Origin of the sequence: Comamonas sp. JNW (assembly GCF_003105075.1) — a bacterium.
Classification (GTDB): Bacteria; Pseudomonadota; Gammaproteobacteria; order Burkholderiales; family Burkholderiaceae_C; genus Comamonas; species Comamonas squillarum.
Genome location: NZ_QETI01000004.1, coordinates 293460 through 319601, shown reverse-complemented (window position 1 = coordinate 319601; position 26142 = coordinate 293460). Strand labels below are relative to the sequence as shown.

The following is a 26142-nucleotide window of genomic DNA, read 5'->3' as shown; positions in this document are numbered from 1 at the left end:
AATTCCTGCTTCAATGCCTTTATGAGATGGAAATTTCTTAATCAATAAGCCATTGAAATATTTACAAAATTAGTAATTTTGTAGACTATTCGATTGCATTAGGCCATTAACTCATGTCTTTACAACATGGATAAGAAAATCACACTGCGGCATCTGGAGGCCTTTCGGGCGCTGATGCTGCGCCGCTCGGTCACCGCAGCGGCCCAGTCGCTGGAGGTGACCCAGCCCGTGGTGACACGGCTGATTGCCGAGTTCGAGGCGCGCATCGGCATGCCGCTGTTCGAGCGCGTCAAAAGCCGGCTGCAGCCGACCTCGGCGGCGACCTTGCTGCTCGAAGACGTGCACCAGGCGCTGATGGGCATCGAGCGCATCCGCAACATCTCGGAGAACGTACGCTTTCGGCGCCTGCAGCGGCTGGAGGTGACGGCCGCGCCGGCGATGGCGACCTCGTTCCTGCCCAGCGCCATTGCCAAGTTCAGCGCCCAGTTCCCCGAGACCCTGGTCACCTTGCACATGCAGGCTTCGCCGGCCGCGCTGGACATGGTGCAGGCCGAGCGCTGCGATATCGGCTTTGTGATGCTCTCGCCCGACCACACCCGCTTCAAGGGGCTGGAGACCTTGGTGATCGGCAAATTGGTCGTCGCCGTGCCTGCCGGCCACAAGCTGGCGCGCAAGACCAGCCTGTCACCGATCGACTTTGTCGACGAGCCCTTGGTGTCGCTGCCCACGATGATGGAGACCCGCACCAAGCTCGACAGCCTGTTCCTCGTCAACCGGGTGCAGCGCCGCGTGAACATCGAGACCCAGATCTCGTACGCCGCCATCAAGCTGGTCGAGGCCGGCGCCGGCCTGGCGATCATCGACCCGCTGACGGCCTGCAGCTACCACGGCCCGGATGTGAAGTTTGTGCTGTTCGAGCCCGCCGTCCCTTGCGAGTACTCGATGGTGGTCTCCAACCGCCATGCCTCCACCCTGGTGCTCAAGCCCTTCATCGACCTGGCTAAGGCAGAGATCAAGCGCATGCTGCCCAAACGCTGGATCCTATAAGAACCTGTTCAAAGCGGCGCTTCACTCCGGCGTAATGCCCGCTGCCTTGATCACCTGCCCCCATTTGGTGGTCTCGGCCGCCTGGAACTGCGCCAGCTCGGCCTGGCTCGTCGTCCAGGGCTCGGATCCCGACATCTCGAAGAAGGACTTGGCAGCCGCACTGCCCACCGCCTGGCCCAGCAGCTGGTTGAGCTTGGCGCTGACGGCAGCGGGCACATTCGCTGGGGCATAGGCGGCAAACCAGTAGCCCATGTCATAGCCCTTCACACCGGCCTCGGCAATGGTGGGCACATCGGGCAGCTGGGCGCTGCGCTTTTGTGTGGAATAGCCCAGTGCGCGCAGCTTGCCCGCCTTGATTTGCGGCACGCCGGTGGAGACGTCGGTGATCATCAGATTGATCTGGCCGCCCAGCAGGTCGGTGATGGCCAAGGGGTTGCTCTTGTAGGGCACATGCAGGATGTCCACATGGGCCAGCTGCTTGAGCATCTCGCCGGCGACGCGGCTCGACGAGCTGCCGCTGCCAAAGCTGAGCTTGCCCGGGTTGGCCTTGGCGTAGGCGAGCAGATCGCCCACCGACTGGTGGGGCGCATTGGCCGGCACCACCAGCACCTGGCCGCCCTTGCCCAGACCGGTGATCGGCGTGAAGTCCTTGACCGGGTCATAGGACAGCTTGCGGTAGAGGTGGATATTGGCCGCATGCGTGGTGTTGGTGGTGATCAGCACCGTGTAGCCATCGGCCGGGGCCTTGGCCACCGCCTGCGCGGCGATCATGCCGCTGGCACCGGCCTTGTTCTCGACGATCACCGGCTGGCGCGTCTGCTCGGTCACCGCCTGGCCCAGCGCGCGCGCCAGCTGGTCGGTGGCACTGCCTGCGGCAAAGGGCACGACAAAGGTGATGGGCTTGGACGGGTAGTCGCCCTGCGCAAAGGCCAGGGGGCTGATGGCCAGCGCCGTGGCACAGGCCAGCAGGTGGCGGCGGGTGGAAAATGTCATCTCTTGTCTCCGGTTGGTTTTTTATTCAGGGGTGGATGGGGGTTCCGCATCGGCCGGACCCACCAGATGGGCCTGCAAATGCAGCGGCAGCGCGATCGGCATCTGCAGCACGCGAAAGCACAGGGTCTTGCCATGGCTGTCGAGGTTCAGCGCGTCGTTGACGCCGCCGTCCAGCACCTCGTCCAGCACCAGGTTCATCGCCTGCAGCTGGGGCAGCAGGTAGCGCTGCACACGGCTGGGCTGGCGGTCGGCAAACAGCGCGGCCACGGCCGCTTCGCTGACCTGCTCACAGATAACCTCCCACAGCGCGGGATGCCAGGCAATCACGCTGATGTTGGAGCGGTTGCCCTTGTCGCCGGTGCGCCCATGGGCCAGGCGGTACAGCGGGGTGGTAATGCTGTCGGTCATGCGGCGGCCTCCTCTTGCGCAGCCCAGGTAAAGCCCGTGGTAATCAGTGCCTGGGGCACCAGGCAGGACACCATGCCCAGGCGCTGGCGCATATGGCTGCGCACGCCACCGCCACCGGCGGGCCCGCAGCAGTACAGCGCATTGATCTCGCGCGGCAGGCGCGCTGCAGTGGCCTTGTCGGCATGCTGCCAGGCCATGCGCAGGCGCACATCCTGCGATGCGGCTGACAGGTCGGCACCGGCCAGCCAATCGCTGGCATCGTTGCCCCAGACGCTGGTGACACCGATCAGGTCGCTGCGCAGTGGCGCAATGCCCTCAAGGCGCTGGGCAACGGTCTGCGCCGCCAGGCGCGCACGCTCGGCCGCACGGGGGCCGGCATAGGAAATCTCGGCCTCGGCAAACCAGCCCGAGGCATAGCAGGTGTTGACCTTGAGCGCCTCGGGGCGCGGGTGGCCGATGACGCCCTCCAGGCGCACGCGGTTCTCGCCCTCGGCCCGCACCTGGGCCTGGCTGATGTCGGCCACCACATCGGGGGTCAGGTAGCAGCAGGGGTCGTGGATCTCGTAGAGCAACTGTTCCTTGACGGTGGCGGTCGTGATGCAGCCGCCCGTGCCCTCGGGTTTGAAGATGCTGCAGTTGCCGCTGTCGTCGATCTCCGCGATCGGGTAGCCCAGCCGGTCCATGCCTGGCACCTCTTTGTAGCCCGGGTCGGCAAAATAGCCGCCGCTCACCTGGGTGCCGCATTCGAGCAGGTGGCCGGCCATCGTCGCGCGGGCAAGGCGGTCCCAGTCATCCCAGGCCCAGCCAAAATGCGCCATCGCCGGGCCCAGCACCAATGATGGATCAGCCACCCGGCCGCAGACCACGATATCGGCGCCCGCCTGCAGCGCCTCGGCAATCGGCCGCGCGCCGATATAGGCATTGGCGCTGACCAGCGGCTGCTCGGGCATCTGCGCACCCAGCGCCTGGGCCAGCATGGGCCGGTGGGCCGGGCCGCTCAGGTCATCGCCCTGCACCACGGCGATACGGGGCGCGCGCAGGCCCAGGCTGCGCGCCAGCGCGGCAATGGCGCGGGCGGCGCCTTGCGGGTTGGCCGCGCCAAAATTGCTGACGATGCGGATGCGGTGCGCCAGGCAATCAGCCAGCACCGGGCGCAGCAGCTCCACCAGCAAGGGCTCGTAGCCGGCCTCGGGGTCGTCGCGCCGGGCCAGCTGGGCCAGCGCCAGGGTGCGCTCGGCCAGTGTTTCAAAAATCAGAAACGCGGGCTGCTGCAAGGCCACCAGCGCCTGCACCACCGGCGCTGCCGCATCCACCCGGTCGCCTGAAAAGCCAGCCGCGCAGCCAATCAGCATGGCTGCGGGCGGTGTCTTGTCTGTCTGCATAGCATCTCCTGCAGCCCACTATAGAAAAGAGGCTCTATGTTGTGAAATCGATAATTGAGATCGATTAATCTGTAATACAAATGAATCTATCCCAGCGCGACATCCAGGCCTTTTTGGCGCTGGCCAGCCAGAAGAACTTCACCCGAGCCGCCAGCCTGTGCCACCTGTCCCAGCCGGCTTTCAGCGCCCTCATCCGCGCGCTGGAGACCACCGTGGGCCTGCGCCTGTTCGAGCGCAGCACGCGGCATGTGCTGCTGACGCCCGAGGGCGAGCAGTTTCTGTTATCGGCCCAGCGCATCGCAGCCGAATTTGCCGCCTGTGAAAAAGCGATGCGCGCTACCGCCCAGCTTGTCCAGGGCCGGGTCGCCGTCGCGCTGCTCCCGTCGCTGGCCGCTGGCTGGCTGCCGCCGGTGCTGCGCAGCTTTGCCGGCCAGCACCCCGGTGTGCAGCTGCAGGTCTTCGATGTGCTGTCCGAGCCCTGCATTGCCGCGGTGGCCAATGGCGATGCCGACTTCGCACTGGCCGCCATCCGCGCCGACACGCCCGATCTGCGCGCCGAGCCCTTTTGCAGCGACCGCTTTCACCTGGTCTGCCCGGCCAACCACCCGCTGGCCGCGCTGGACGAGGTGCAGCTGCCCGATCTGGCGGCCTGGCCCTTTGTGCACCTGGCCCGGCACAGCAGCGTGCGCCAGTACCTCGATGCCGCCTTTTTCCCGCAGACCATGCAGACCCTGGTGGAGGTCGAGCAGCTGGCCACCGTGATGGGCCTGGTCAAGGCCGGTCTGGGCATCAGCGTGGTGCCGGCCCTGGCCTTGTTTCACTTTGCGCAGCCTGGCCTGGTCACCCGGCCGCTGCATCTGCCCGGCATGGACCGCCAGATCTACCTGGTGCGCAGGCGCGAGCCGCAGCTGTCGGTGGCGGCCCAGGCACTGTACCAATTAATGCAACAAAAACGCCCAGATTTCTCCCATATTGCTTGAGGCCCTCTACACTCCAGCGCTGATGTCCTTGCCTACGATGCCCCCGTTCGCACCGCCTGCACCCGCGATGCCGCTGCCCTACCTGGCGCTGCGCACGCGGGTCGTGTCGCTGTTGGCATGGGCTGCGCTGTTTGCGCTGCTGGCCTGCGCCATGCGCATGCTGCTGAACTACCCCCTGTGCGTCAACGACGAGAAGAACTGGATCGGCATCGCCCAGCAGCTCGACCAGGGCGTGGCCTGGCCGGTCTCGGGGCCTGCCTTTGTCAACACGCTGCGCCAGGCGGCCTGGGTGACCGGCTCCAGCCACGCCGAGGTGATGCCCTGGATGGGGGTCTGCGGCGTATTTATCGTTGTTGGGGGTCTGAGCTGGGGCTACTACCGCCTGGGGCTCAAGACCTTGGTGCCGGTGTTTGCAACGCTGGCGCTGTCGAGCTATTTCTGGGCGCCCTTGCTTGAGGCTCGCCCGCAGCAATGGGGGCAGCTGGCGGTATTTCTGGGCACCATCTCGGCCTGGCGCTGGCTACAGCACCGGGGCGGCCTGGCCTTTTTTGTCGCGCTGCCTGCCGTCGCCTTTACCCATATCCTGAGTCACGCGGTGCTGGTCTTTCTGTGCCTGGTGCTGGTGGCCACCCATGGCATTGCCCAGCGCCGCTGGAGCCTGCGCCACCTGGCCATCGCTCTGCTGTGCATCGCCAGCTTTGCGGTCTATGCCTGGCCCGGCGGTCCTTACACCGATATGCTGCGCGACCTGCGCCAGGCCCATTTCCAGCACTGGCCGCTGAGCCTGCCAGCCTCCTTGGCCCTGCTGGTGGCCGTGGCCGCCATGGCCTGGGCCAGCCGCCGCTGGTGGCATGGCGACATCCGCTGGCCCGCTGCAGCCCTGACCGGCTTGCTGCGCCACCAGCGTGCTGCCGGATGGTCGCTGTGCATCGCAGCGCTGCTGGTGCTCACGATGCAGGCCTATCTGCTGCCACCGGCGGCATGGGCGCCCTATGGCGGCTCCTGGATCCGGTTTATCGTGTTCCAGTCCGGCAACCTGCTGCTCGCGGGTTTTTTGCTGGTCGGTGCCGGGCGCTGGCTGGGGGGCTTTCACCACCAGCGGATCGATCCGGGCATGGCCCGTTTTCTGGTCTGTGTGCTGGGGGGCGTTGCGCTGCTGGGCCTGCTGGCCGTTGCCGCGTCGTGGTGGCTGCTGGACACCAACTGGATGCTGCGCGTGCTGAACTACGGCATCTTCTTTGCCGCCGCACCTGCGGCACTGGGCATGGAGCATGTCACCCGCCACTGGCCGCGCTGGCGCCGGGGCTTGCTGCTGGGCGCGGGCATGGCCGCCAGTGTGCTGGCAGTGGTGCGCCCGCCCATGCTGCTGGGCTGCTGAGCCAGCCGCCCTGGCAAGAACCTATGCGCTAGACAAGCGCTGGCCAAATGCTGGCTAGGCGCTACGCATGAACAAATGCCCCCCTACCAGGGCGTGGCGTGCACCGGCCCAGGCAGCCATCTCATCGCCCCGCAAGAGCAAGGCATGGCGGCCCAGCTGCAGATGGCGGACACCACGCCGCGCCAGCCAGCGTTGCCACCAGCCCGCAGGCGGCGCTGGCAGTGGCTCGGCACCCGTCTCGCTCAGCAGATCGGCGGCAGAGCGGATGGACAGGGCGCTAAGCGCCTGCTCAGCGGCGAGCCGCTGGACCAGCGCGATCACCTCGGACCAGCCCAGGTCGGCCAGCGACACCTGCGCCAAGCCGCCCAGAGCCTGCAGATCGGGACTGCGCTGGCCGCTGGCATCGACGCAGAGCAGCAGGCTCTCGGGGTGGGCGGCCTGCCACTGCTGCAGCAGCGGCCATTGCGCGGCCTGCTGCACCACCGCAACCTGTAAGGGCCTGGCCGCTGCGGCCGCCTGGGGCTGGGCAGGTGCCCGCTCACTGGCGGGCAGAATGCTGTCGTAGACCTCGGCAATGCGCCGCTCGCACTGGCCAATGGTGAAATAGGCGTCAGCCGCCTGCTGCGCCGCCAGACCACGCCCGGCCAGCTGTGCCTTGGCGGCCAGCGCCTGGCGCATGGCCTCTTTCCAGGCCTGCACCTGGTCGGGGGCATAGCACTGGCCGCTGCCCGACTGCCCCACCACCCAGGACATGCCCGAGCCATCCAAGTCGGAGGCAATGCAGGGCTTGCCATGCTGCATGGCTTCGATCAGTACCAGGCCAAAGGCCTCGGTGCGCTCACGCGAGGCCAGCGCAAAGATATCGCAGCTGTTGAACAGCGCATGCTTTTGCGCCTCACTGACCTGGCCGAGCAGCTGGACGTTGGCGCAGCCTTGCTGGGCGCGCTCGCGCGCAATCAGCGCTTCGAGTTCCTTGCGCTGCTCACCTTCACCGGCAATGATCAGCTGCACATCGGCAAAGCCGGCCACGGCCGAGATGAGGGTGTCAAAGCCCTTGTAGTAGGTCAGCCGGCCGACCGACAGCACGCGCAGCCGGGCATCGCCCCAGAGCTGCAGGTGTGGGGCCTCGGCCTGCGCCTGCTCCAGCACCCCCTGGCCCAGCGGCTTCAGGCCCAGCGGGATCGCCAAGGTCTTGAACAGCCAGCGCTGCAGCGGAACGCTGGCGGCCATGTAAGGCGGCGAGGTGGCGAGGATGGCCGCGCTTTGCCGCAGCAGCTTGGTCTCGAAGGGCCGGTAGACCTGGTAGCACAGCTGCAGCAGGCTATCCCATTTGGAGATCAGCACATCCGAGTGCCAGTGCGTGACCCAGGCCACCCGGCGCGCGGCGGGCATGATGAGCGCCCAGAACGCCGCATTGTTGGGCATGTGCAGATGCAGCACATCGGGTTGGAAGCCGCGAATGGCCCGGTGCAGCGCCAGCGGAAAGCCCAGCGCAATCGGCGCGAACACCAGGGTGATCTGCACCGGCACGCGGATGAGCCAGGGCGGGTCCTCGGGCAGCGGATCGCCATGCACGACCGCGCGGGCGTCGATGCCGTTGGCGCGTTGCTGCTCGATCAGATCGGCCAGAAACGATTCCATGCCGCCCCGGTACGGCGGGTAGAACTTGCCCACATGCAGCACGCGCTGCGGCGTATGGCCCGCCTGTGCATGCAAGGGCGCAGCCTGGGGCCGGCCCAGCCAATGGCGCAGCATGTTATTGGCCGCCGTGCAATTGCTGCAGCAGGCGCTGGTAGACCGGGTTGGCCGGGTCCATGGCGCTGGCGCGTTGCAGGTTGGCAATGGCCTGGGCCCGGTCGCCCTGCTCGCGGTAGGCCAGGGCCTTGCCGTAGTAGGCGGGGGGGTTGGGCTGGCGCGAGAGCGATGCATCAAAGATCTGCAAGGCCTGCGCAAAATCGCGCTTGCCAATGAACGCAATGCCCAGGCCCACCTCCAGGCGGGTGTTGCCCGGCGACATCTGCAGCAGGCGCTGGTAGTTCGCAATGGCCACGTCGTAGTGGCCCGAGGGGATGGCAACCTCGGCCTGCTCCAGCAAGATCTTGGGCAGCAGGACGTCTTCGGGCTTCATCGCCAGGGCCTTGGCATAGCTTTGGAACGCCGGCTCCATCTGCTGCGTCATCTTGTAGGCCGTGGCCTGGTGGTAGGCCAGCGCCGCATTGTCAAAGCCTTGCTTTTGGGCGCTGTCAAACGCGGCCAGCGCCTCGGGGTAGCGCTTGAGCAGCTCCAGGGTCATGCCGCGGTTGAACTGTGCCGAGCCCAGGGGTTCTTGCAGCGCAACCGCTTTGTCAAAGTCCTGCAGCGCCTGCTCGTAGATCAGGTTTTCCAGCAGCGACGCACCCCGGTTGATAAAGGGGCGCCAGCGGCCAAAGGCGTTGAAGGGGGCCTGCTCGTCCACCTTCTGGGCGGCATCGCTCCAGGCGCTGTACTCAGACTTGAGGCTCAGGCTGCGCTCCGTGGCCAGGGCCGTCAGCACCAGGCCAGCGGCGCAGGCGATGGCCACCATCAGCTTGCGCGGAAACAGCAGCAGCACCAGCGCGAGCAAGGCCGGCAGCAGCATCGCCCAGATATAGCTGCGGTAGAGCACAAAGGGGTCTTGCAACCAGCTGGTGACAAACTCGGTGCTGAACAGCAGCGCCGTGCAAAGCAGCACCAGGCCCACCAGGCCCCAGGCATCACGTTTGCGCAGCAGCAGGACCGCGCTGCCAATCACCAGTGCCACATAGCCCAGGCCACCCAGCAGATGGGGCAGGCTGACAAAGCTCAGCGGGAAGACCGGGCGCAGGTCCAGCGCCATCCACTGCACATTGGGCAGCAGCCACAGCAGGCCGTACTGGAAAAACAGCTTGCCCTGGTTGAGCAGGCTGAGCGGGTAGATCGACGAGGTGATGCCTGGCTGCAGTTGCTCGAGCTGGCGCACATAGGCCCAGGAGGTGTCATCGGTGGCGACAGCGCCGACAAAGGCGCCCAGCTGCGTCCACAGCAGCGCGGTGAACAGGCCGATCAGCACGGCAATCGCCACGGCGATCGCCAGCAGCTTCTTCCACGACGGCCGTTTGACAAACACATACAGCGGCAAGGCGAGTGCCGGCAGCACCACCGCATGCTCTTTGCTCATCAACGCGCAGAGCAGGAAAACCACGGCCAGCGCCGCCCATTGCAGCCCCGCACCCGCCAAGGCGCGGATATACGCCCAGCAGGCCAGCGCGGAAAACAGGGTCATCATCACCATGCTGCGCTGGATCAGATAACCGACGGCATATACGCCCACCGGGTGCACGGCAAACAGCGCCACTGCGGCAAATATCGCCATCCGGATATTGGTGTCAAAACCCGGCTCTGCCCGCGCCTCGTCCGAAAACTGGGTGTGTTTGAACAGTGCCGACACCAGCAGCCATATTGCATAGCAAGTGGCCAGGTGCAGCACGATATTGACGACCCGCTGCACGGCCATACTCTCGCCAAAGAGCGACTGCACCCAGACAAAGCTGCCATAGGACAGCATGCGCACCTTGGGCTCGAGCAAGCTGCCATAACGGCCAAAAATGGTGCCGTCCGACAGCCGGCCATCGTCGAACACCAGGCCGTTGTGCAGGCCCAGGCCATAAATCGTGAGGACGGCGGCCAGGAGCGCCAGCACGCCCAACGACCAGAAAATTTTTGATTTTTGCATCGGCTAGTTGGCTTGAGAAAATGCCCTCGCCCTGCGTTTTCAGGGCCCGGACCACACCTGCAGCAGGTGCGCGAGCCATTCTAGAGGACTATTTACCCTCTGTATAAAGCGCTCGGGGCGCTGAGCCAACAGGTCGGCCAGAGCGGCCCCCGATAATCGGCCCAGGATTTATTGCAAATCTTTGTGCCCATAGGCACAAAACCCTGGCTTGGGCCCTTTTTTGGGGTGTAGGCGGCAGGTTTCGGGCCGCTTGTCATACACGGTGCAGCGCCGCGCCACCGGGTCGAGAAACTGGCAGTCGCCACTGGCGCGGCGCGCCATCGTGAAGATATTGTGCTTGGGGTTGTAGTGGTCGATCAGCCGGGCCTTGAGCAGGCGCTTGGCGATCAGCTTGTGCGCGATGTTGTCCACTTCAAAGGCGTCCACCAGGCCCAGGCGCACCAGATCGGGCAGTTGCACCTCCAGCGGCATCGTGCAGCAGTTGGCCGCGCAGCTGTCGCACAGACCGGCCTTGTACTTGGTCCAGGTCTCCAGGCGGTCAACATCAACAATTCGGATCGGGGATTTCATGGCGGGGCGCTGCGCAAGCGGCCTGGCAGGAGTGGCCGCTTATTTTGAAGGGCGCCAGTATCGCGCCAAAAGGATGCCGTGGGAGCGCACTGGGGCTTGGCGAGCCGGGCAGAGGTTCAACCGTGCTTGAGCCACACCGCGCCATCGCGCTCTTCGACCGCCACCGCATCCAGGCTGGCGCCCCGGCAGGGGCCGCCCACGCATTTGCCGGTATCGGGCTGGTAGATGGCGCCGTGGTAGGGGCAGAGGATGAACTGGCGGCCGCTCTCCAGAATGTCGCCATCAAAGTCCATGGGCACGCTGGCGTGCTGGCACTCGTTGATCCAGCCGTGCAGCTGGCCCTGCCAGCGGATCACAAAGGCCTTCTGGCCGTTGGGCAGCTGAAAGAAAAAGGGCTTGCCGTTGTCCTGCAGGTCGGCGCTGGCACCCAGGGGTTCGGTGCCGTCAAACAAGATCGTGGGCGTGGGGGCGGTGGGCTCGGTCATGGCGGGCGCGTAGTCTTTATGGTCAAAAACAAAAGGCAGCCGCCCCGTGCGCATCGGCACGCGGCGGCTGCCCGGGGGCTGGCTGTATTTATGCGCTGGCAGCCGTGGTGGGCATGCAGGCAATCACCTGCGCCACAGCGGCGGTCAGCTTCTTGGCATAAGGCACATGCAGGAACTCATTGGGTCCGTGTGCATTGCTCTTGGGGCCCAGCACGCCGCAGACCATCATCTGCGCCTTGGGGAAGCCGGCGCTGAGCATACCCATCAGCGGGATCGAGCCGCCCTGACCGATAAAGCCGCAGTCGGCGCCAAAGTGCGCGCGGCTCGATTGGTTGAGCGCGTTCAGGAACCAGTCGCTGGTGTTGGGCGCATTCCAGCCATTGGCGCCGCTGGCCCCTTCCCAGGTGACCTTGGCTTGGTAGGGTGCATTGTCTTCGAGCAAGGTCTTGAGCTCTTGCATGCACTGCGTGGCATCGACCAGCGGGGGCAGACGCAAGCTCAGCTTGAACGCGGTATAGGGGCGCAGCACATTGCCGGCATCCTGCAGCGCAGGCAGCCCTTCGGCGCCGGTGACGGACAAGGTCGGCTCCCAGGTGCGCTTGAGCAGCGCCTGCGTGGGGTCGGTGGTGGTGGGCAGCGCAAACAGGCTCGAGCCATTGCAGTCAAAATGCGCCCAGGGGAAACGCTTGTACAGCTCGTCACCCAGAATGCCGGCCGTGGCCTGCGCCTGGGCCAGGCGCTCAGCCGGTACCGCGCAGTGAAAGCTGTCTGGCAGCAGGCGGCCGGTCTTGCTGTCTTCGAGGCGGTCGAGCACCTGGCGCATGATGCGGAAAGACGAGGGCACAACGCCCGAGGCATCGCCCGAGTGCACGCCTTCGGTGAGGATCTCCACCTTCAAGGTGCCCGCCACCATGCCGCGCAGGCTGGTGGTCAGCCACAGCTGGTCGTAGTTGCCCGCGCCGCTATCGAGGCAGATGACCAGGCCCACATCGCCCAGGCGGGGCTTGAGCATGTCGATATAGACCGGCAGGTCGCCCGAGCCACTTTCCTCGCAGGTCTCGATCAGGCCGACAATGCGCGGGTGCGGCACATTCTGGCGCTTGAGCTCCTGGATGGCGGCCACGCTGGCGTAGGTGGCATAGCCGTCATCGGCGCCGCCCCGGCCATAGAGCTTTCCGTCTTCGTATTTGGGGGTCCAGGGGCCCAGGTCATTGCGCCAGCCGGAGAACTCGGGCTGCTTGTCCAGGTGGCCATACATCAGCACGGTCTGCGTGCTCTGGGCCTGGGTGGCAGGCACTTCAAAGAACAGCACCGGCGTGCGGCCCGGCACGCGCACCACTTCCAGGGTCAGCCCCTCGACCTTCTGCGCCTCGATCCAGGTGGCGGCATTGCGCACCACCGTGTCGATGAAACCATGCTGCTCCCAGTTGCCATCAAAGCCCGGCGACTTGGCGGGGATGGCGATGTAGTCGGTCAGCTGGCGAAGGATATCGCGGTCCCACTGCTGGCTGATGTGGCTCAAGGCCGCATCGGCTTGCAGATGGGCGGCGTCTAGGCGGGCGTTCATGGGTGAATCTCCTGGAGGTGCTGCCACGACAAGGGCAGCCGCAGGCATAAGCGTACCAGCGCCAGCGCCGCCCGGCTATCGCCTCGGGCAAAGCCCTGCTGCCGCCATCCAGCGCAGGGCCCGGCCGGGCAAGGCCCGCAGTGCGGCTCAGGCGTGCTCGAAGTGGAACACCGCCGTGCCCGCGCGGGCATTGGGCAGCCAGCGCCGCACCTCACCATTTTGCAGGCCAAAGCTGTCCAGAATACGCAGCTTGTTCTTGAGCGCCAGCACCTCGAAATCCTTGAAGGTGCCCACACGGATATTGGGCGTGTCGTACCACTGGTAAGGCAGGCGCTTGGTCACCGGCATGCGGCCTTGCAGGATGGACAAGCGATTGGGCCAGTGCGCAAAGTTGGGAAAGGCGACGACGCCCTGCTTGCCGATGCGCGCGGTCTCGCGCAGCATCACCTCGGCATTGCGCAGATGCTGCAAGGTGTCGATTTGCAGCACCATATCAAAGCTGTTGTCCTCGAAGATAGCCAGGCCGTCTTCCAGGTTCAGCTGCAGCACATTCACGCCCCGGCGCACGCAGGCGAGCACATTGGCATCGTCAAACTCGATGCCATAGCCGCTGCACTGGCGCTCGCGCTGCAGGTAGGCCAGCAAGCTGCCATCGCCGCAGCCCAGGTCCAGCACGCGTGCGCCCAGCGGCACCAGGTTGGCAATGGCTTGAAAGGTGGAAGAAGCTTCGGTCATGCGGCCTCCTGGGCGCTGGGCTGGCCAGCCGTCAGTTCGCGGGCCATGTTCTCGAAATAGGAGCGCATCACGCCCATGTAGCGCGCGTCGTCCAGTAAAAAGGCGTCATGCCCATGGGGCGCGTCAATCTCGGCGTAGCTGACGGTGCGGCGGTTGTCGAGCAAGGCCTTGACGATCTCGCGGCTGCGCGCCGGCGAAAAGCGCCAATCGGTGCTGAAGCTCACCAGCATGAAGCGGGCCTTGGCGCCGGCCAGCGCCTGGGTCAGGTCGCCGCCAAAAGGCTTGGCCGGGTCAAAGTAGTCGAGCGCACGGGTGATCAGCAAATAGGTATTGGCGTCGAAGTAGTCGCTGAACTTGTCGCCCTGGTAGCGCAGATAGCTCTCGATCTGGAACTCCACATCCTGGGTGCTGTATTTGAGATCCATGCCTTCGCGCAGCTGGCGGCCGAACTTCTGGTTCATCACATCGTCACTCAGGTAGGTGATGTGGCCGATCATGCGGGCAATGCGCAGGCCGCGCTTGGGGATCACGCCGTGGCGGTAGAAGTGGCCGCCGTGGAAGTCCGGGTCGGTCACGATGGCGCGGCGGGCCACCTCGTTGAACGCAATGTTCTCGGCCGACAGACAGGGCGCGCTGGCCACCACCACCGCATGGCGCATGCGGTCGGGGTACTGCAAGGTCCAGGACAGTGCCTGCATGCCGCCCAGGCTGCCGCCCAGCACGGCGGCCAGTTGCGTTATGCCCAGGCGGTCGAGAAGCAGCGCCTGGGCATTGACCCAGTCCTCCACCGTCACCACCGGGAAATCGGCGCCATAGACCTGGTCCATGTCCTTGTCTGCATCCGGATTGCGGTGCATGGGCCCAGTGGAGCCAAAGCAGGAGCCCAGGTTGTTGACGCCGATGACAAAGAACTGGTTGGTATCGACCGGCTTGCCCGGGCCGATCATGTTGTCCCACCAGCCCTCGCTCTTGGGCTGGCCCTCGTAGTAGCCGGCCACATGGTGCGAGGCGTTGAGCGCATGGCACACCAGGATGGCGTTGGAGCGGTCGGCATTGAGCTGGCCGTAGGTCTCGTAGGCCAGGTGGTAGTCGCGGATGGAGGCGCCACTTTGGAGCGGGAGCGCCTCCGGGAAATGCATTGATTGGGGTGTCGCAACGAATGACATAAAAAACCCGGCAACGCTAAAAACGAGGCCGGGTCGATGGAATGCAGTCGCCTACCGAGTCTTTAGCTGGATTTATAAAGCGCCCGCAAGCTGAAGCAAATCGGCGCCGTGAAATCTCAGTGTACTGCAAATCGGCCGCGCATGGGCTGCATCAACTGCCGCCCAGGTAGAGCCGGTTGGAGCTTTTGACCTCTTCCATCACCGCGTAGGTGCGGGTCTCGCGCACGCCGGGCAGCTGCCACAAAACCTCGCCGGCAAAGTGGCGGTAGTGGTTCATGTCGGCCACGCGGATCTTGACCAGGTAGTCAAAGCCGCCAGCCACCATATGGCACTCCATGATCTCGGGCCGCACCTGCACCGCCGCCTTGAACTCGTCAAACACATTGGGGGTCGTGCGGTCGAGCAGCACCTCGATGAAGACCAGCATCGCCGCGCCCAGCTTTTGCGGGTTCAAGCGCGCCTCGTAGCCGGTGATATAGCCTTCCTTGGTCAGGCGCTGCACGCGGGCCAGCACCGCCGTGGCCGACAGCGACACCGCCTCGGCCAGCTTCAGGTTGGAGATGCGGCCGTCGCGCTGCAGCACAGCCAGAATACGCAGATCGATGCGGTCCAGGTCCTCCGGTGGGTCGATGATGGCGGTCATGGGCTGAATTTTTCACTAAGAATGGGCCACATTATGGAGAGAAATTCAAACCATAAACGATCACACTGGCGGCATTCACTATCTACTTGCTAACCGAGCCCGCCATGACTGCCAACGCCGTTGTTGACAACCAGCCCACCACCACCTCGTCCCTTTCGGCCGCAGACAGCAGCCCATCTGGCGCAAGCGCTCCTGTTTTTAATGAGCTGGTGTCGGCACTGCAGCCCGCCTCGGCGCTGCGCGCGGCCATCACCGCCGCCTACCGCAAGCCCGAGCCCGAGGCCCTGCAAGCGCTGCTGCCCCAGGCTACACCGCCCGCCGCCATCGCCCAGGCGGGCGACGCGCTGGCGCTGCAGCTGGCCCGCAGCCTGCGCGAGCGCAAGGCCGACAGCGGCCGCTCCGGCCTGGTGCAAGGCCTGCTGCAGGAGTTTGCGCTGTCGTCGCAAGAAGGCATTGCGCTGATGTGCCTGGCCGAGGCGCTGCTGCGCATCCCGGACACGGCCACCCGCGATGTGCTGATCCGCGACAAGATCGCCCACGGCCAGTGGAAGGCCCATGTGGGCAAGAGCCCGTCGATGTTCGTCAACGCCGCCGCCTGGGGCCTGGTGCTGACCGGCAAGCTGGTCGCCACGCACAGCGAAGGCTCGCTGGGCCAGTCGCTCACCCGCCTCATTGGCCGGGGCGGCGAGCCGCTGATCCGCAAGGGTGTGGACATGGCCATGCGCATGATGGGCGAGCAGTTCGTCACCGGCGAGACGATTGGCGAGGCGCTGAAGAACGCCGAGCGCCTGGAGGCCAAGGGCTTCCGCTACTCCTACGACATGCTGGGCGAAGCGGCGATGACCAGCGATGACGCCAAGCGCTACCTGCGCGACTATGAAAACGCCATCCATGCGATCGGCAAGGCCAGCCATGGCCGGGGCGTCTACGAAGGCCCGGGCATCTCGATCAAGCTGTCGGCGCTGCACCCGCGCTACAGCCGCGCCCAGTACGACCGCGTGATGACCGAGCTCTACCCGGTGGTGCTGCAGCTGGCCGTGCTGGCCAAGGGCTACAACATCGGCCTCAATATCGATGCCGAAGAAGCCGACCGCCTGGAGCTGTCGCTGGACCTGCTGGAAAAGCTCTGCTTTGCGCCCGAGCTGGCCGGCTTTGCCGGCATCGGCTTTGTCGTGCAGGCCTACCAAAAGCGCTGCCCCTATGTGCTGGACTTCATCATCGACCTGGCCCGCCGCAGCCAGCACCGGCTGATGGTGCGCCTGGTCAAGGGCGCCTACTGGGACAGCGAGATCAAGCGCGCCCAGATCGACGGCCTGGAAGGCTACCCGGTCTACACCCGCAAGGCCTATACCGATGTGTCCTACCTGGCCTGCGCGCGCCAGCTGCTGGCCGCACCCGATGCGGTCTACCCCCAGTTCGCCACGCACAACGCCCACACCTTGGCCACCATCTACCACCTGGCCGACCCGGCCCGCTACCAGCCCGGGCAGTACGAGTTCCAGTGCCTGCACGGCATGGGCGAGCCGCTGTACGAGCAGGTCGTGGGCCGCAACGCCAGCGAGAACCTGGGCCGCCCCTGCCGCATCTATGCACCCGTGGGCACGCATGAAACCCTGCTGGCCTACCTGGTGCGCCGCCTGCTGGAGAACGGCGCCAACACCAGCTTTGTGAACCGCATCGCCGACCAGGACATCCCCCTGGCCAAGCTGGTGGAAAACCCCGTGACCACCGCCCAGCAGTGGGCGCAGAGCGAAGGCCAACTGGGCCTGCCCAACCCGCACATTGCCCAGCCGCGCGCGCTGTATGGCGCAAGCCGCAGCAATTCGGCAGGGCTCGACCTGTCCAACGACGACCGCCTGCGCGCGCTGCAGAACGAGCTGCAGGCCAGCGCCCAGATGGCCTGGCATGCCCAGCCGATGCTGGCCGATGGCGCGCCCGCATCCACCCAGGCCAGCGAGCCGGTGCTGAACCCGGCTGACCACGGCGACCAGGTCGGCAGCGTCACGCAGGCGTCGACCGAGCAGGTGGAATTTGCGCTGGCCGCCGCCCAGGCCGCCGCTGCCCGCTGGAAGGCCACCCCGCCCGCCCAGCGCGCCGACTGCCTGGCCCAGGCCGGTGACCTGCTCGAAGCGCATATGCCCACCTTGATGGGCGTGCTGGTGCGCGAGGCCGGCAAGACCTGCTCCAACGCGATTGCCGAAGTGCGTGAGGCCGTGGACTTTCTGCGCTTTTACGCCGCCCAGGTGCGCAGCTGGGGCCAGGCGGATTACCAGGCGCTGGGCCCGGTGGTCTGCATCAGCCCCTGGAACTTCCCGCTGGCCATCTTCAGCGGCCAGATTGCCGCCGCGCTGGCTGCCGGCAACACCGTGCTGGCCAAGCCGGCCGAGCAGACCCCGCTGATCGCGGCTGCCGCCGTGCAGGCGCTGTGGCAGGCCGGCGTGCCGCGCGATGTGCTGCAGCTGCTGCCGGGCACCGGCGAGACCGTGGGCGCCCGCCTGGTGGCCGACCACCGCGTGCAGGCCGTCATGTTCACCGGCTCGACCGAAGTGGCCCGCATTCTGCAAAAGACGCTGGCCCAGCGCCTCGACGCCCAAGGCCAGCCCGTCACCCTGGTGGCCGAGACCGGCGGCCAGAACGCGATGATCGTGGACTCGTCCGCGCTGGCCGAGCAGGTCGTGGTCGATGTGCTGTCCTCGGCCTTTGACTCGGCCGGCCAGCGCTGCTCGGCGCTGCGCGTGCTGTGCGTGCAGGAAGAAGCGGCCGACCGCCTGCTGCACATGCTGCGCGGCGCGATGCAGGAGCTCCAGCTGGGCAACCCCTGCCAGCTCAAGACCGATGTCGGCCCCGTCATCGATGCCGAGGCCAAGGGCGTCATCGACCAGCACATTGCCCGCATGCAGGCCGCTGGCCACCAGGTCTGGCAAAACAGCGGCGCCAGCGCGCAAGGCACCTTTGTGCCGCCCACGGTGATCGCCATCGGCCAGCTCTCCGAGCTCAAGCGCGAAGTCTTCGGCCCGGTGCTGCATGTGCTGCGCTACCGCCGCGAGAACCTGCCCCAGCTGCTGGCCGACATCAATGCCACCGGCTACGCCCTCACCCTGGGCCTGCACACCCGCATTGACGAGACCATTGCCCAGGTGGTCAACGCCGCGCATGCCGGCAATATCTATGTGAACCGCAATATCGTCGGCGCCGTCGTCGGTGTGCAGCCTTTTGGCGGCGAAGGCCTGTCGGGCACGGGCCCCAAGGCCGGCGGCCCGCTGTACATGCTGCGCCTGCTCAGCCGCATGCCGGCCACGGCCACCGTGGATGCGCTCGCCCACCTACCGCGCATGGCCGGTAGCGAGGCCCCGGCCGCCAGCACCGGCCAGCGCGGTAATGCCCATGGCCTGGAACAGGCCGATGCCGCCCCCGCCGCTGGGCTGGAGGCGCTGCAAAGCTGGGCCAGCCAGCAAGGCCAGGGCGATCTGGCAGCGCTGTGCCAGCGCTATGCCGCCCATACCGGCAACGGCTTTGCGGCCGAGCTGCCCGGCCCCACCGGTGAGCGCAATCTGTATGTGCTGAGTGGCCGTGCGCGCGTAGCCTGCGTGGCCAGCACCAGCAGCCTGCTGCTGGCCCAGCTCGCCGCCGTGCTCGCCGCGGGCTCCACCGCCGTGTGGCCCGCAGGCAGCAGCCAAGCCAGCCTGCTGGCCCAATTGCCCGCCTCGGTGCGTGCCTCGGTGCAACTGTCTGCGCACAGCGAGCAGGCCTTTGTGCAGTCCGAAGCCTTTGATGCGCTGATCGTTGATGCCGCCAGCGGCTGGCTGCCCACGGCCAGCACCTTGGCGGGCCGCGCCGGCGCCATCGTGCCGATCACCGCCCAGGCTGCCGACGGCAGCGTGCCGCTGTTCCGCCTGCTGGCCGAGCATGCCATCAGCATCAACACGGCTGCGGCTGGCGGCAATGCCAGCCTGATGACCTTGGACTAACGCTGAGGCTTGGGGGGGGGCGCCCCATGGAAAAAGGGCTGGAGATCGCAAGATCCCAGCCCTTTGAGTTGGTGCGTTGCTAGTGTTGCTAGCGCAGCCAGCGCTATCAGTCCATCGTCGTGAACAGCGCGGCCACACCCAGCACCAGGAAGATCACCGCGCAGACGCGGTGGATCCAGCGGATCGGCAGCCTCTTGGTGATCTTGTCGCCAAACCAGACCACCGGCGCATTGGCCAGCATCATGCCGATCGTGGTGCCTGCGACCACCCAGTAATAAGAAGCGGGGTACTTGGCGGCCAGGCCCACGGTGGCCAGCTGGGTCTTGTCGCCCATCTCGGCCAGGAAGAACAGCAGCACGGTGGTGCCGAACACACCCCAGCGGCCGCTGCTCTTGCCCGCTTCGTCCTCGTCGATCTTGTCGGGGATCAGCATCCAGCCGGCCATCAGGATAAAGGACACGCCCAGAATCCAGCGCAGCACATCGGGGCCCAGCATCGTGGTGATCCAGGCGCCAACGGCACCGGCCAGCGCATGGTTGACCAGGGTCGAGACGAAGATGCCCAGCGCAATGGGCCAGGGTTTGCGGTATTTGGCAGCGAGGACGAGGGACAGCAACTGCGTCTTGTCGCCCATTTCGGCAAGGGCGACGACGGCGGTCGAGAGGAGAAAGGCTTCCATGGAGTGGGGATCGTTATTGCAGCCGGATATCGCAAGACAGCATTGACCGCATCGCGACTCCGGCATGGGATCGCAACGTGGTCAATGGTCTCGCCCAGCATCCTCATCACCAGATGCCGTGTACGCCATAGGCCGCGAAGGCCCAAGTTTGTTGACGCACACTCTGCGGCGCATTGCGCGCCCAGCAGGCTACTCCCCAAAGACTGGCGCATCATACGCCCAAAAGCGATGTTGCGCCGCAACACCCACGCCCTCCAGGGAAAATACCAAGGGCTGGTTGCAGCAACTGTCAACACAGCGTAAGGCGATTCACCCATAATGGTGAAGCTCAATGTGCCCCCGGGTACACTAGAGCGCGCGGTGATCCGTCTTGGAAGTTGTCACAGGTTTGTTGATTGCATCAGGCTCCATCGCTTTTTTTACTTTTTTCGGAGTCCTCAAATGGGCAACAAACTTTACGTGGGCAACCTGCCTTACTCTTTCCGTGACAGCGATCTGGAAAGCACTTTCAGCCAATTCGGTACCGTCTCCAGCGCCAAGGTCATGATGGAACGTGACACCGGCCGTTCCAAGGGCTTCGGCTTTGTGGAAATGGGTTCGGACGCTGAAGCACAAGCTGCTATCGAAGGCGTGAACGGCCAAGGCTTTGGCGGTCGTAACCTGGTCGTGAACGAAGCACGTCCAATGGAAGCCCGTCCTCCACGCAGCGGCGGCTTCGGCGGCGGTGGTGGTGGTGGCCGTGGTTTCGGCGGTGGTGACCGTGGCGGCTTCGGCGGCGGCGATCGCGGTGGCTTCGGCGGCGGTGGCCGTGGCGGCTACGGTGGCGGCAGCTACTAAGCACATCACATCCAAAACCTCTTAGAGGTTTTGACAGTGAGATGACGGGTTTTCCCGGAAAAAAGGCCTCTTTGAGGCCTTTTTTGCATCTGGTTGCAGCTTCTGCGCCACAACAGAGGGGCACAACTATCCCATTCCCGGTTTTTATGCCAGAAAATAAAGGATGGAGCATTCCTCCATTGGGCTACTGCGATAGATGACCGGTGTTCTACAGGGCGCGATCGCATTATTTAAGAGTTATCAGGAGTCCCTCAAATGGGCAACAAGCTTTACGTCGGTAATTTGCCATACCAGGTTCGCGACAACGATCTGGAACAGGCCTTTGGTCAGTTTGGCAGCGTAACCAGCGCCAAGGTGATGATGGAACGCGACACCGGTCGCTCCAAAGGTTTTGGTTTTGTAGAAATGGGCAGCGATGAAGAAGCCCAAGCTTCGGTCAACGGTCTGAACGGTCAGCCCCTGGGCGGTCGCAATCTGGTCGTGAACGAAGCACGTCCCATGGAGCCCCGTCCTCCCCGCAGCGGCGGTGGTGGTTTTGGCGGCCCCCGTGGTGGTGGCTTTGGCGGCGGAGGCGGTAACCGTGGCGGCTTTGGCGGCGGCGGCGGCGGTGGTGGTGGCTACGGCGGCGGTGGTGGCGGCGGCTACGGCGGCGGTGGTGGTGGTGGATACGGCGGCGGCGGAGACCGTGGCGGCTACGGTGGTGGCGGCGGCGGTGGCTATGGCGGCCGTGGCGGCAATGACCGCGGCTTTGGTGGTGGCGATCGTGGCGGTGAGCGCGATGGCGGCTTCCGCAGCCCCTACGGCAATGGTTCGCGCAACCGCGGCGGCAACCAAGGCTACGACAACAACGACGATTATTGATGCCTGCAGGCACCGCCCAGCGCTGTGCCGCACCGCAACGACAAAGCCCCGCCAGGGGCTTTTTTCATGCCTGGCTTAGGACCTGCTTTCAGTCTTGACCCGGTGGCGCCTCTTGCACCCGCTCGCGGTGGCGGTGCTTGCGCGGGCGGTTGGCCAGCGCGCGGTCATAGAGGGCATTGGGCAGGCAGCGCAACAGCCGCGCCACCCAGCCCATCTGCCAGGGGATCACGGCATAGCTGCGCGCCTTGGCAATCACTGCAAAGGCCTTGTCGGCAAAGGCCTCTGGCTGCATCAAGAAGGGCATGCCGTAGCGGTTGTGGCGGGTGAGCGGCGTGGCCACAAAGCCCGGGCAGATGGTGACCACCTGCACGCCGCTACGCTTAAGCTCCACCCGCAGGCTCTCGCAGTAGCTGATGACGGCGGCCTTGCTGGCGCAGTAGGCGCCGTGGCCGGGCAGGCCGCGTATGCCGGCCACGCTGGCAATGCCCACCAGCTTGCCGCTGCCGCGCGCCTGCATGGGGCGCACAAAGGCATGGAAGGTCGCGGCCATGCCGATCACATTGGTCGCATAGGTCTGGGCCATGACCTCCAGGTCCTCGCGCTCGGCCGTGTCGATGCCGTAGCTCACCCCGGCATTGGCCACCACCACATCGGGCAGGCCCTGCTGCTGCAGGCATTGCGTGCAGGCAGCAATGGTCTGGTCCTGGTCAGCCACGTCGGCGCCATAGACCGCGTAGCGGCTGGCATCCATCGCCTGCGCCTGGGCCCAGTCCGCAATCAGCGCGGTACGGCGGGCCACCAGCGCGAGGCGGTAGCCGGCCTGGTAGTAGCGCCAGGCCAGCGCCTGGCCGATGCCGCTGGAGGCGCCGGTGATCAGCACCAGCGGTGCATCGCTCAGGGGGGTGGACATGCGGCGCTCAGCGTGCGGGTTGCAGCACGCCCTTGACCCGGCCCTTGAGCTCTGCGACCTGGGTGATGTTGTTGAAGACCATCGAGTCGGCCGTGAACCGGTCCTGGCCCCGGATGATCTCGACGGGCTTGTTCGAGCTCACCCGCTCTTCGTTGACAAAGGCGTGCAGAAACTCGCCCCGGAACTCCATCTGCGGCGCGCCCGGCTTGTTGCTGCTGCGCACCACCTTGGCATTGCCAAACAGCTGCACTTCGGAGCCATCGGCATTGGACAAGGCGCGGTTGGCGGTGGCCACTGTCGTCGAGCCATCCTGGCGGATGGAACGCATCGTGGCCGTGTCGATCTCCAGCGTGTCGGTGTCCATGTAGTGGCGCATCTTGTTGCCCTGGATCTCGCTGGTCAGCACGCCGGTGCCGTCAAAGCTGCGCACCGAAAAATCGTTCATGTAGTAATCCACTTCGTGGCCGGCCACCGCTTGTTCGCGCACGCTCTGGGGCTTGGGGGCATTGCGCACCAGCCACCAGGTGCCCAGCGCCAGCAGGCCCATCAGGATCACCGGCAGGTAGATGGACGACAGGTCCATGAGGCGTCGCAGGCGAGATTTCATTGTCCGTACCGATCGAGCAGGTTGACATAGGCACCGCAGGCGGCCAGCACCGCGTCGCACAGCTCGCGCGCAGCACCTGCGCCGCCGTGGCGGGTGGTTACCCAGTGTGCCACGCCCAGCACTTCAGGGTGGGCATTGGCGGGCGCGCAGGCCAGCTGGCAGCGGCGCAGCACCGGCAGATCCGGCCAGTCATCGCCAATGGCTGCGGCCTGGTGCCAGTCCAGGCCCAGCGCCTCGAGCATGGCCTGGGCGGCAGGCAGCTTGTCCTCGGTGCCGTAGCGAACCTGCTCGATGCCCAGCGCCGCCAGGCGGTGGCGCAGCGGTGCCGAATCGCGCCCGGTGATGACGGCCGGCACAATGCCGGCCTCGCGCAGCATCTTGAGACCATGGCCGTCGAGCGTGTGGAAACGCTTGAGCGTCTCGCCCTGCTCGCTGATGTACAGGCCCCCGTCGGTGAGCACGCCATCCACATCGAAGAACACAATCTTGATACCCTGGGCGCGCAGCAGCAGCTCAGCGGGCCACTGCTGGGCGGGGGTGATGGCGGGCAAGGTTAATGTGCTGGCCATCAGATCACCTTGGCCCGCATCAGATCACCCACATGCACGATGCCCACCAGGCGCTGGTCCGCATCGGTCACCAGCACGCTGGTGATGCGGTGGGCCTCCATCAACGCAGCGGCGTCGGCCGCCAATGCGTCGGCCGAGATCTGGCGCGGCGTGGCATGCATCACCTCGGCAGCGGTCAGGCCGCGCAAGTCGGCACCAGCCTCAATACGGCGGCGCAGATCGCCATCGGTAAACACGCCCTGCAGCAGGCCATGCGCATCGACGATGGCAGCCGCGCCCATGCCCTTGGCACTCATCTCACGCATCAGGTCGCTGAAGCTGGCGCTGGGCAGCACCGTGGGCAGCGCATCGCCGCTGCGCATCACATCAGACACATGGGTGAGCAGGCGGCGGCCCAGCGCGCCACCGGGGTGGGAGCGGGCAAAATCCTCGGCCTTGAAGCCGCGCGCATCCAGCAGCGCCACGGCCAGCGCATCGCCCATCGCCATTTGCGCGGTGGTGCTGGCCGTGGGGGCCAGGTTCAGCGGGCAGGCCTCCTTGTCGACCTGGGTGTTGAGCACCCAGTCGGCATGGCGCGCCATCGAGGACTGCAGGTTGCCCGTCATCGCCACCACGGGCACGCCCAGGCGCTTGAGCACCGGCAGCAGCACGGAAATCTCGCCACTCTCGCCGCTGTTGGAGATGGCCAGCACCAGATCCTGGCCCGTGACCATGCCCAGATCGCCATGGCTGGCCTCGCCCGGGTGCACAAAGAATGCCGGCGTGCCGGTCGATGCCAGGGTGGCCGCAATCTTGCGCCCCACATGGCCGCTCTTGCCCATGCCAGTGACCACCACACGCCCGGGAATGTCCAGCATGCGCTGCACGACCTGGACAAAGTTGTCGTCCAGGCGCTGCGTCAGTGCCGCAATGGCCTCGGCCTCGATCGCAAAGGTAGACGCCGCCAGGCGCAGAATCTGCGCCGCTTCCACGGGGCGCTTGGGCTGTAGGGTGCTCATGGAGGCTGATTTTATCGGAGCGCCCGCGCCCCGGCCGGTGCGGGTCATTGCCAAACATGCTTAACCTGCGGCGGGTGCCGGTTGCAGCTGCCGCAGTTGGACTACCATGGCGGCTCCTCCCCTTTTCTGCCCGCCCACCATGCACGCTCCCGACGTCAACGCCTTTTTGCGTCACCACATCCGCACCGTTCCCGATTGGCCAGCGCCGGGCGTGCAGTTCCGGGACATCACCCCGCTGCTGCAGAACCCGCAGGTCTTCCATGTGCTGATCGATGCCTTTGTGCACCGCTACATGTCGCGCGACATGCGCCCCGATGTGGTGGCCGGGCTCGATGCGCGCGGCTTTATCCTCGGTGCCGTCATCGCCTACCAGCTCAAGGTGGGCTTTGTGCCCATCCGCAAAAAGGGCAAGCTGCCCTTCACCACGGTGGAGGAAACCTATGAGCTCGAATACGGCAGTGCCACGGTCGAGTTGCATGCCGATGCGGTCAAGCCCGGCGACAAGGTGCTGCTGGTCGATGACCTGATTGCCACTGGCGGCACGATGATGGCCGGCAAGAAGCTGCTGGAGAAGCTGGGCGCCCAGGTGATGGAGGGCGCTGCGATTGTCGACCTGCCGGAGCTCGGCGGCTCCAAGCGGCTGACCGATGCGGGTCTGCCGCTGTTCACGCTGGTGGATTTCGCAGGGCACTGAGCCCCAGTCACCGCCGCTGCGGTGCAGGCGCTCAGTGCAGGTCACCGTACTGGGTATTGCTCAGGCCGCCAAAGCTGGTGTCTGCCGTGGGCGCAGGCGCACCGCCGCGTTGCGCGGCCTCCCGAGCGATCTGGGCATTGTGCGCGGCGCTGCGCGCGGGCGGAACAATCGGCGCGGGCCGGGGCGCCGCACTGGAGGCAGCGCGGCTTGCGGGCGATGCGCCGTCGAGCGCAGGCACCGGGTTCAGCGCCGCCTCGAGCAAGGCTTTCTTGAAGGCGGCAATCTCCGCTTCATCGACCGGGTCCATGCCCAGCGGCACCGGCACCACGGCCGGCTGGGGCGCGGTGACCGCACTGGGGGCCTTGGTGCTGGCGACACCCAGCTGGGCATTGAGACGCCAGTAAACCGAGGTGATCACAATCTCGAAACGGGTTTTGGCCGAGTAGGCGATCAAGGCCTCGATCTGGGTGAGCTTGTCGGGCGAGGCGCAGTACTGCTGGGCCAGATCCACCATCACGATGAACTGCGTGGCGCGCTTGTCCAGCGCCAGCACCTTGAATTTGTAACCTGCCGACAGAATGCCCGAGCGCACCATCGATTCGCGCACGGCCGAATACACCATCTCCCGGCGGGCCGAACGCTCACCGGGACGCGGCGCGGCGCTGTCGTGCTGCGGTGCCGCAGCCATGGGCCTGGCGGCCACCAAGGGGCTCTGGACGGCCAGCATATCGTGCTGGCCCATACCCATTGGCTCGGCAAACATGGTTTGCGGCCCCAGGGGCGCAAAGGCCGATTTTTTTTCTGGTCGACTGAACCATTTGGCAAATATAGACATGCCACTCCCTACCCTGATCAGAATTTGTGCCCCAGACACAAGCCTTGCAACGTGGTTGCTCCGCCGTCAGCATCAAGCCTTGACGGCCAGACTTGGTGCC

The 26142-nt window shown here is 65.7% G+C and carries 24 protein-coding genes and 1 riboswitch; of the genes, 7 read left to right on the top strand and 17 right to left on the bottom strand.

Annotated features, from left to right (window positions below):
* The first annotated feature begins 126 nt into the window (after nucleotides 1-126).
* Nucleotides 127-1047: a LysR substrate-binding domain-containing protein gene (locus DCO45_RS08880; RefSeq protein WP_116925493.1), complete on the top strand. Its 921-nt coding sequence runs from the start codon at nucleotides 127-129 to the stop codon at nucleotides 1045-1047.
* A 21-nt stretch (nucleotides 1048-1068) separates the two neighbouring features.
* On the opposite strand, the gene DCO45_RS08875 is transcribed toward DCO45_RS08880, so the two are convergent.
* Genes DCO45_RS08875 through DCO45_RS08865 form a run of 3 tightly spaced genes read right to left on the bottom strand, consistent with a single transcriptional unit; the run spans nucleotide 1069 to nucleotide 3830 of the window.
* Nucleotides 1069-2040 carry a tripartite tricarboxylate transporter substrate binding protein gene (locus DCO45_RS08875; protein WP_116925492.1) on the bottom strand — a complete coding sequence of 324 codons (972 nt, stop codon included), beginning with the start codon at nucleotides 2038-2040 and terminating at the stop codon, nucleotides 1069-1071.
* Nucleotides 2041-2061: 21 nt separating this feature from the next.
* On the bottom strand, nucleotides 2062-2448 hold the full coding sequence (locus tag DCO45_RS08870) for a hypothetical protein (RefSeq protein ID WP_116925491.1): 387 nt from the start codon (nucleotides 2446-2448) through the stop codon (nucleotides 2062-2064).
* Nucleotides 2445-3830 (bottom strand): acyclic terpene utilization AtuA family protein, encoded by a 1386-nt coding sequence (locus tag DCO45_RS08865; RefSeq protein ID WP_116925490.1) that lies wholly within the window; start codon nucleotides 3828-3830, stop codon nucleotides 2445-2447. The genes DCO45_RS08870 and DCO45_RS08865 overlap by 4 nt, the downstream gene beginning before the upstream one ends.
* Nucleotides 3831-3910: 80 nt before the next feature.
* Between DCO45_RS08865 and DCO45_RS08860 the strand changes: the two genes are divergently transcribed.
* Nucleotides 3911-4810: a LysR family transcriptional regulator gene (locus tag DCO45_RS08860; protein ID WP_116925489.1), complete on the top strand. Its 900-nt coding sequence runs from the start codon at nucleotides 3911-3913 to the stop codon at nucleotides 4808-4810.
* Nucleotides 4811-4832: 22 nt separating this feature from the next.
* Nucleotides 4833-6188, top strand: a complete 1356-nt coding sequence (locus tag DCO45_RS08855; protein WP_133248111.1) for a hypothetical protein — start codon at nucleotides 4833-4835, stop codon at nucleotides 6186-6188.
* A gap of 54 nt (nucleotides 6189-6242) precedes the next feature.
* On the opposite strand, the gene DCO45_RS08850 is transcribed toward DCO45_RS08855, so the two are convergent.
* The 8 genes from DCO45_RS08850 to DCO45_RS08815 all read right to left on the bottom strand — a co-directional run bounded on the left by DCO45_RS08850 (nucleotide 6243) and on the right by DCO45_RS08815 (nucleotide 15084).
* A complete protein-coding gene (locus DCO45_RS08850) occupies nucleotides 6243-7943 on the bottom strand; it encodes a glycosyltransferase (RefSeq protein ID WP_116925487.1) in 1701 nt (566 codons plus the stop codon).
* A 1-nt stretch (nucleotide 7944) separates the two neighbouring features.
* The gene (locus DCO45_RS08845; protein WP_116925486.1) at nucleotides 7945-9918 is read right to left on the bottom strand and encodes a tetratricopeptide repeat protein; all 1974 of its coding nucleotides are present in this window, start codon (nucleotides 9916-9918) and stop codon (nucleotides 7945-7947) included.
* A gap of 168 nt (nucleotides 9919-10086) precedes the next feature.
* On the bottom strand, nucleotides 10087-10488 hold the full coding sequence (locus DCO45_RS08840; RefSeq protein WP_116925485.1) for a YkgJ family cysteine cluster protein: 402 nt from the start codon (nucleotides 10486-10488) through the stop codon (nucleotides 10087-10089).
* A 116-nt stretch (nucleotides 10489-10604) separates the two neighbouring features.
* Nucleotides 10605-10973 carry a Rieske 2Fe-2S domain-containing protein gene (locus DCO45_RS08835; RefSeq protein WP_116925484.1) on the bottom strand — a complete coding sequence of 123 codons (369 nt, stop codon included), beginning with the start codon at nucleotides 10971-10973 and terminating at the stop codon, nucleotides 10605-10607.
* An 88-nt stretch (nucleotides 10974-11061) separates the two neighbouring features.
* A complete protein-coding gene (locus DCO45_RS08830; RefSeq protein WP_116925483.1) occupies nucleotides 11062-12540 on the bottom strand; it encodes a M20 family metallopeptidase in 1479 nt (492 codons plus the stop codon).
* A 147-nt stretch (nucleotides 12541-12687) separates the two neighbouring features.
* A complete protein-coding gene (gene metW / locus DCO45_RS08825) occupies nucleotides 12688-13275 on the bottom strand; it encodes a methionine biosynthesis protein MetW (RefSeq protein WP_021025655.1) in 588 nt (195 codons plus the stop codon).
* Nucleotides 13272-14441: a homoserine O-acetyltransferase gene (locus DCO45_RS08820; RefSeq protein ID WP_116925482.1), complete on the bottom strand. Its 1170-nt coding sequence runs from the start codon at nucleotides 14439-14441 to the stop codon at nucleotides 13272-13274. Before DCO45_RS08820 ends, metW begins: the two co-directional genes overlap by 4 nt.
* Nucleotides 14442-14592: 151 nt before the next feature.
* A complete protein-coding gene (locus DCO45_RS08815) occupies nucleotides 14593-15084 on the bottom strand; it encodes an Lrp/AsnC ligand binding domain-containing protein (RefSeq protein WP_021025653.1) in 492 nt (163 codons plus the stop codon).
* Between the two features lie 104 nt (nucleotides 15085-15188).
* Here DCO45_RS08815 and putA point away from each other — a divergent pair, with 104 nt between their 5' ends.
* The gene (gene putA / locus DCO45_RS08810; RefSeq protein WP_116925481.1) at nucleotides 15189-19052 is read left to right on the top strand and encodes a trifunctional transcriptional regulator/proline dehydrogenase/L-glutamate gamma-semialdehyde dehydrogenase; all 3864 of its coding nucleotides are present in this window, start codon (nucleotides 15189-15191) and stop codon (nucleotides 19050-19052) included.
* A 106-nt stretch (nucleotides 19053-19158) separates the two neighbouring features.
* On the opposite strand, the gene DCO45_RS08805 is transcribed toward putA, so the two are convergent.
* Nucleotides 19159-19731, bottom strand: a complete 573-nt coding sequence (locus DCO45_RS08805; RefSeq protein ID WP_116925480.1) for a TMEM165/GDT1 family protein — start codon at nucleotides 19729-19731, stop codon at nucleotides 19159-19161.
* Between the two features lie 96 nt (nucleotides 19732-19827).
* A riboswitch (yybP-ykoY riboswitch) is annotated at nucleotides 19828-19941 on the bottom strand.
* A 231-nt stretch (nucleotides 19942-20172) separates the two neighbouring features.
* On the opposite strand from DCO45_RS08805, the gene DCO45_RS23345 reads away from it, so the two are divergent.
* Together DCO45_RS23345 and DCO45_RS08795 are read left to right on the top strand one after the other, a co-directional pair.
* Complete coding sequence (locus tag DCO45_RS23345) at nucleotides 20173-20568, top strand: RNA-binding protein (RefSeq protein ID WP_116925479.1); 396 nt, start codon at nucleotides 20173-20175, stop codon at nucleotides 20566-20568.
* A gap of 255 nt (nucleotides 20569-20823) precedes the next feature.
* The gene (locus DCO45_RS08795) at nucleotides 20824-21429 is read left to right on the top strand and encodes an RNA-binding protein (protein WP_116925478.1); all 606 of its coding nucleotides are present in this window, start codon (nucleotides 20824-20826) and stop codon (nucleotides 21427-21429) included.
* 88 nt (nucleotides 21430-21517) lie between these two features.
* Here the strand turns inward: DCO45_RS08795 and DCO45_RS08790 are convergent, their stop codons facing one another.
* Genes DCO45_RS08790 through DCO45_RS08775 form a run of 4 tightly spaced genes read right to left on the bottom strand, consistent with a single transcriptional unit; the run spans nucleotide 21518 to nucleotide 24513 of the window.
* Nucleotides 21518-22339, bottom strand: a complete 822-nt coding sequence (locus DCO45_RS08790; protein WP_165841160.1) for an SDR family oxidoreductase — start codon at nucleotides 22337-22339, stop codon at nucleotides 21518-21520.
* 7 nt (nucleotides 22340-22346) lie between these two features.
* A complete protein-coding gene (gene lptC, locus DCO45_RS08785; RefSeq protein ID WP_116925477.1) occupies nucleotides 22347-22946 on the bottom strand; it encodes an LPS export ABC transporter periplasmic protein LptC in 600 nt (199 codons plus the stop codon).
* Complete coding sequence (locus DCO45_RS08780; protein ID WP_116925476.1) at nucleotides 22943-23515, bottom strand: HAD hydrolase family protein; 573 nt, start codon at nucleotides 23513-23515, stop codon at nucleotides 22943-22945. The genes lptC and DCO45_RS08780 overlap by 4 nt, the downstream gene beginning before the upstream one ends.
* On the bottom strand, nucleotides 23515-24513 hold the full coding sequence (locus DCO45_RS08775) for a KpsF/GutQ family sugar-phosphate isomerase (RefSeq protein ID WP_116925475.1): 999 nt from the start codon (nucleotides 24511-24513) through the stop codon (nucleotides 23515-23517). Before DCO45_RS08775 ends, DCO45_RS08780 begins: the two co-directional genes overlap by 1 nt.
* A gap of 139 nt (nucleotides 24514-24652) precedes the next feature.
* On the opposite strand from DCO45_RS08775, the gene DCO45_RS08770 reads away from it, so the two are divergent.
* Nucleotides 24653-25207, top strand: coding sequence for an adenine phosphoribosyltransferase (locus DCO45_RS08770; RefSeq protein WP_021025692.1), 555 nt, complete (start codon nucleotides 24653-24655; stop codon nucleotides 25205-25207).
* Between the two features lie 31 nt (nucleotides 25208-25238).
* Here the strand turns inward: DCO45_RS08770 and DCO45_RS08765 are convergent, their stop codons facing one another.
* Nucleotides 25239-26042, bottom strand: coding sequence for a hypothetical protein (locus DCO45_RS08765; protein ID WP_133248110.1), 804 nt, complete (start codon nucleotides 26040-26042; stop codon nucleotides 25239-25241).
* Between the last annotated feature and the right edge of the window lie 100 nt (nucleotides 26043-26142).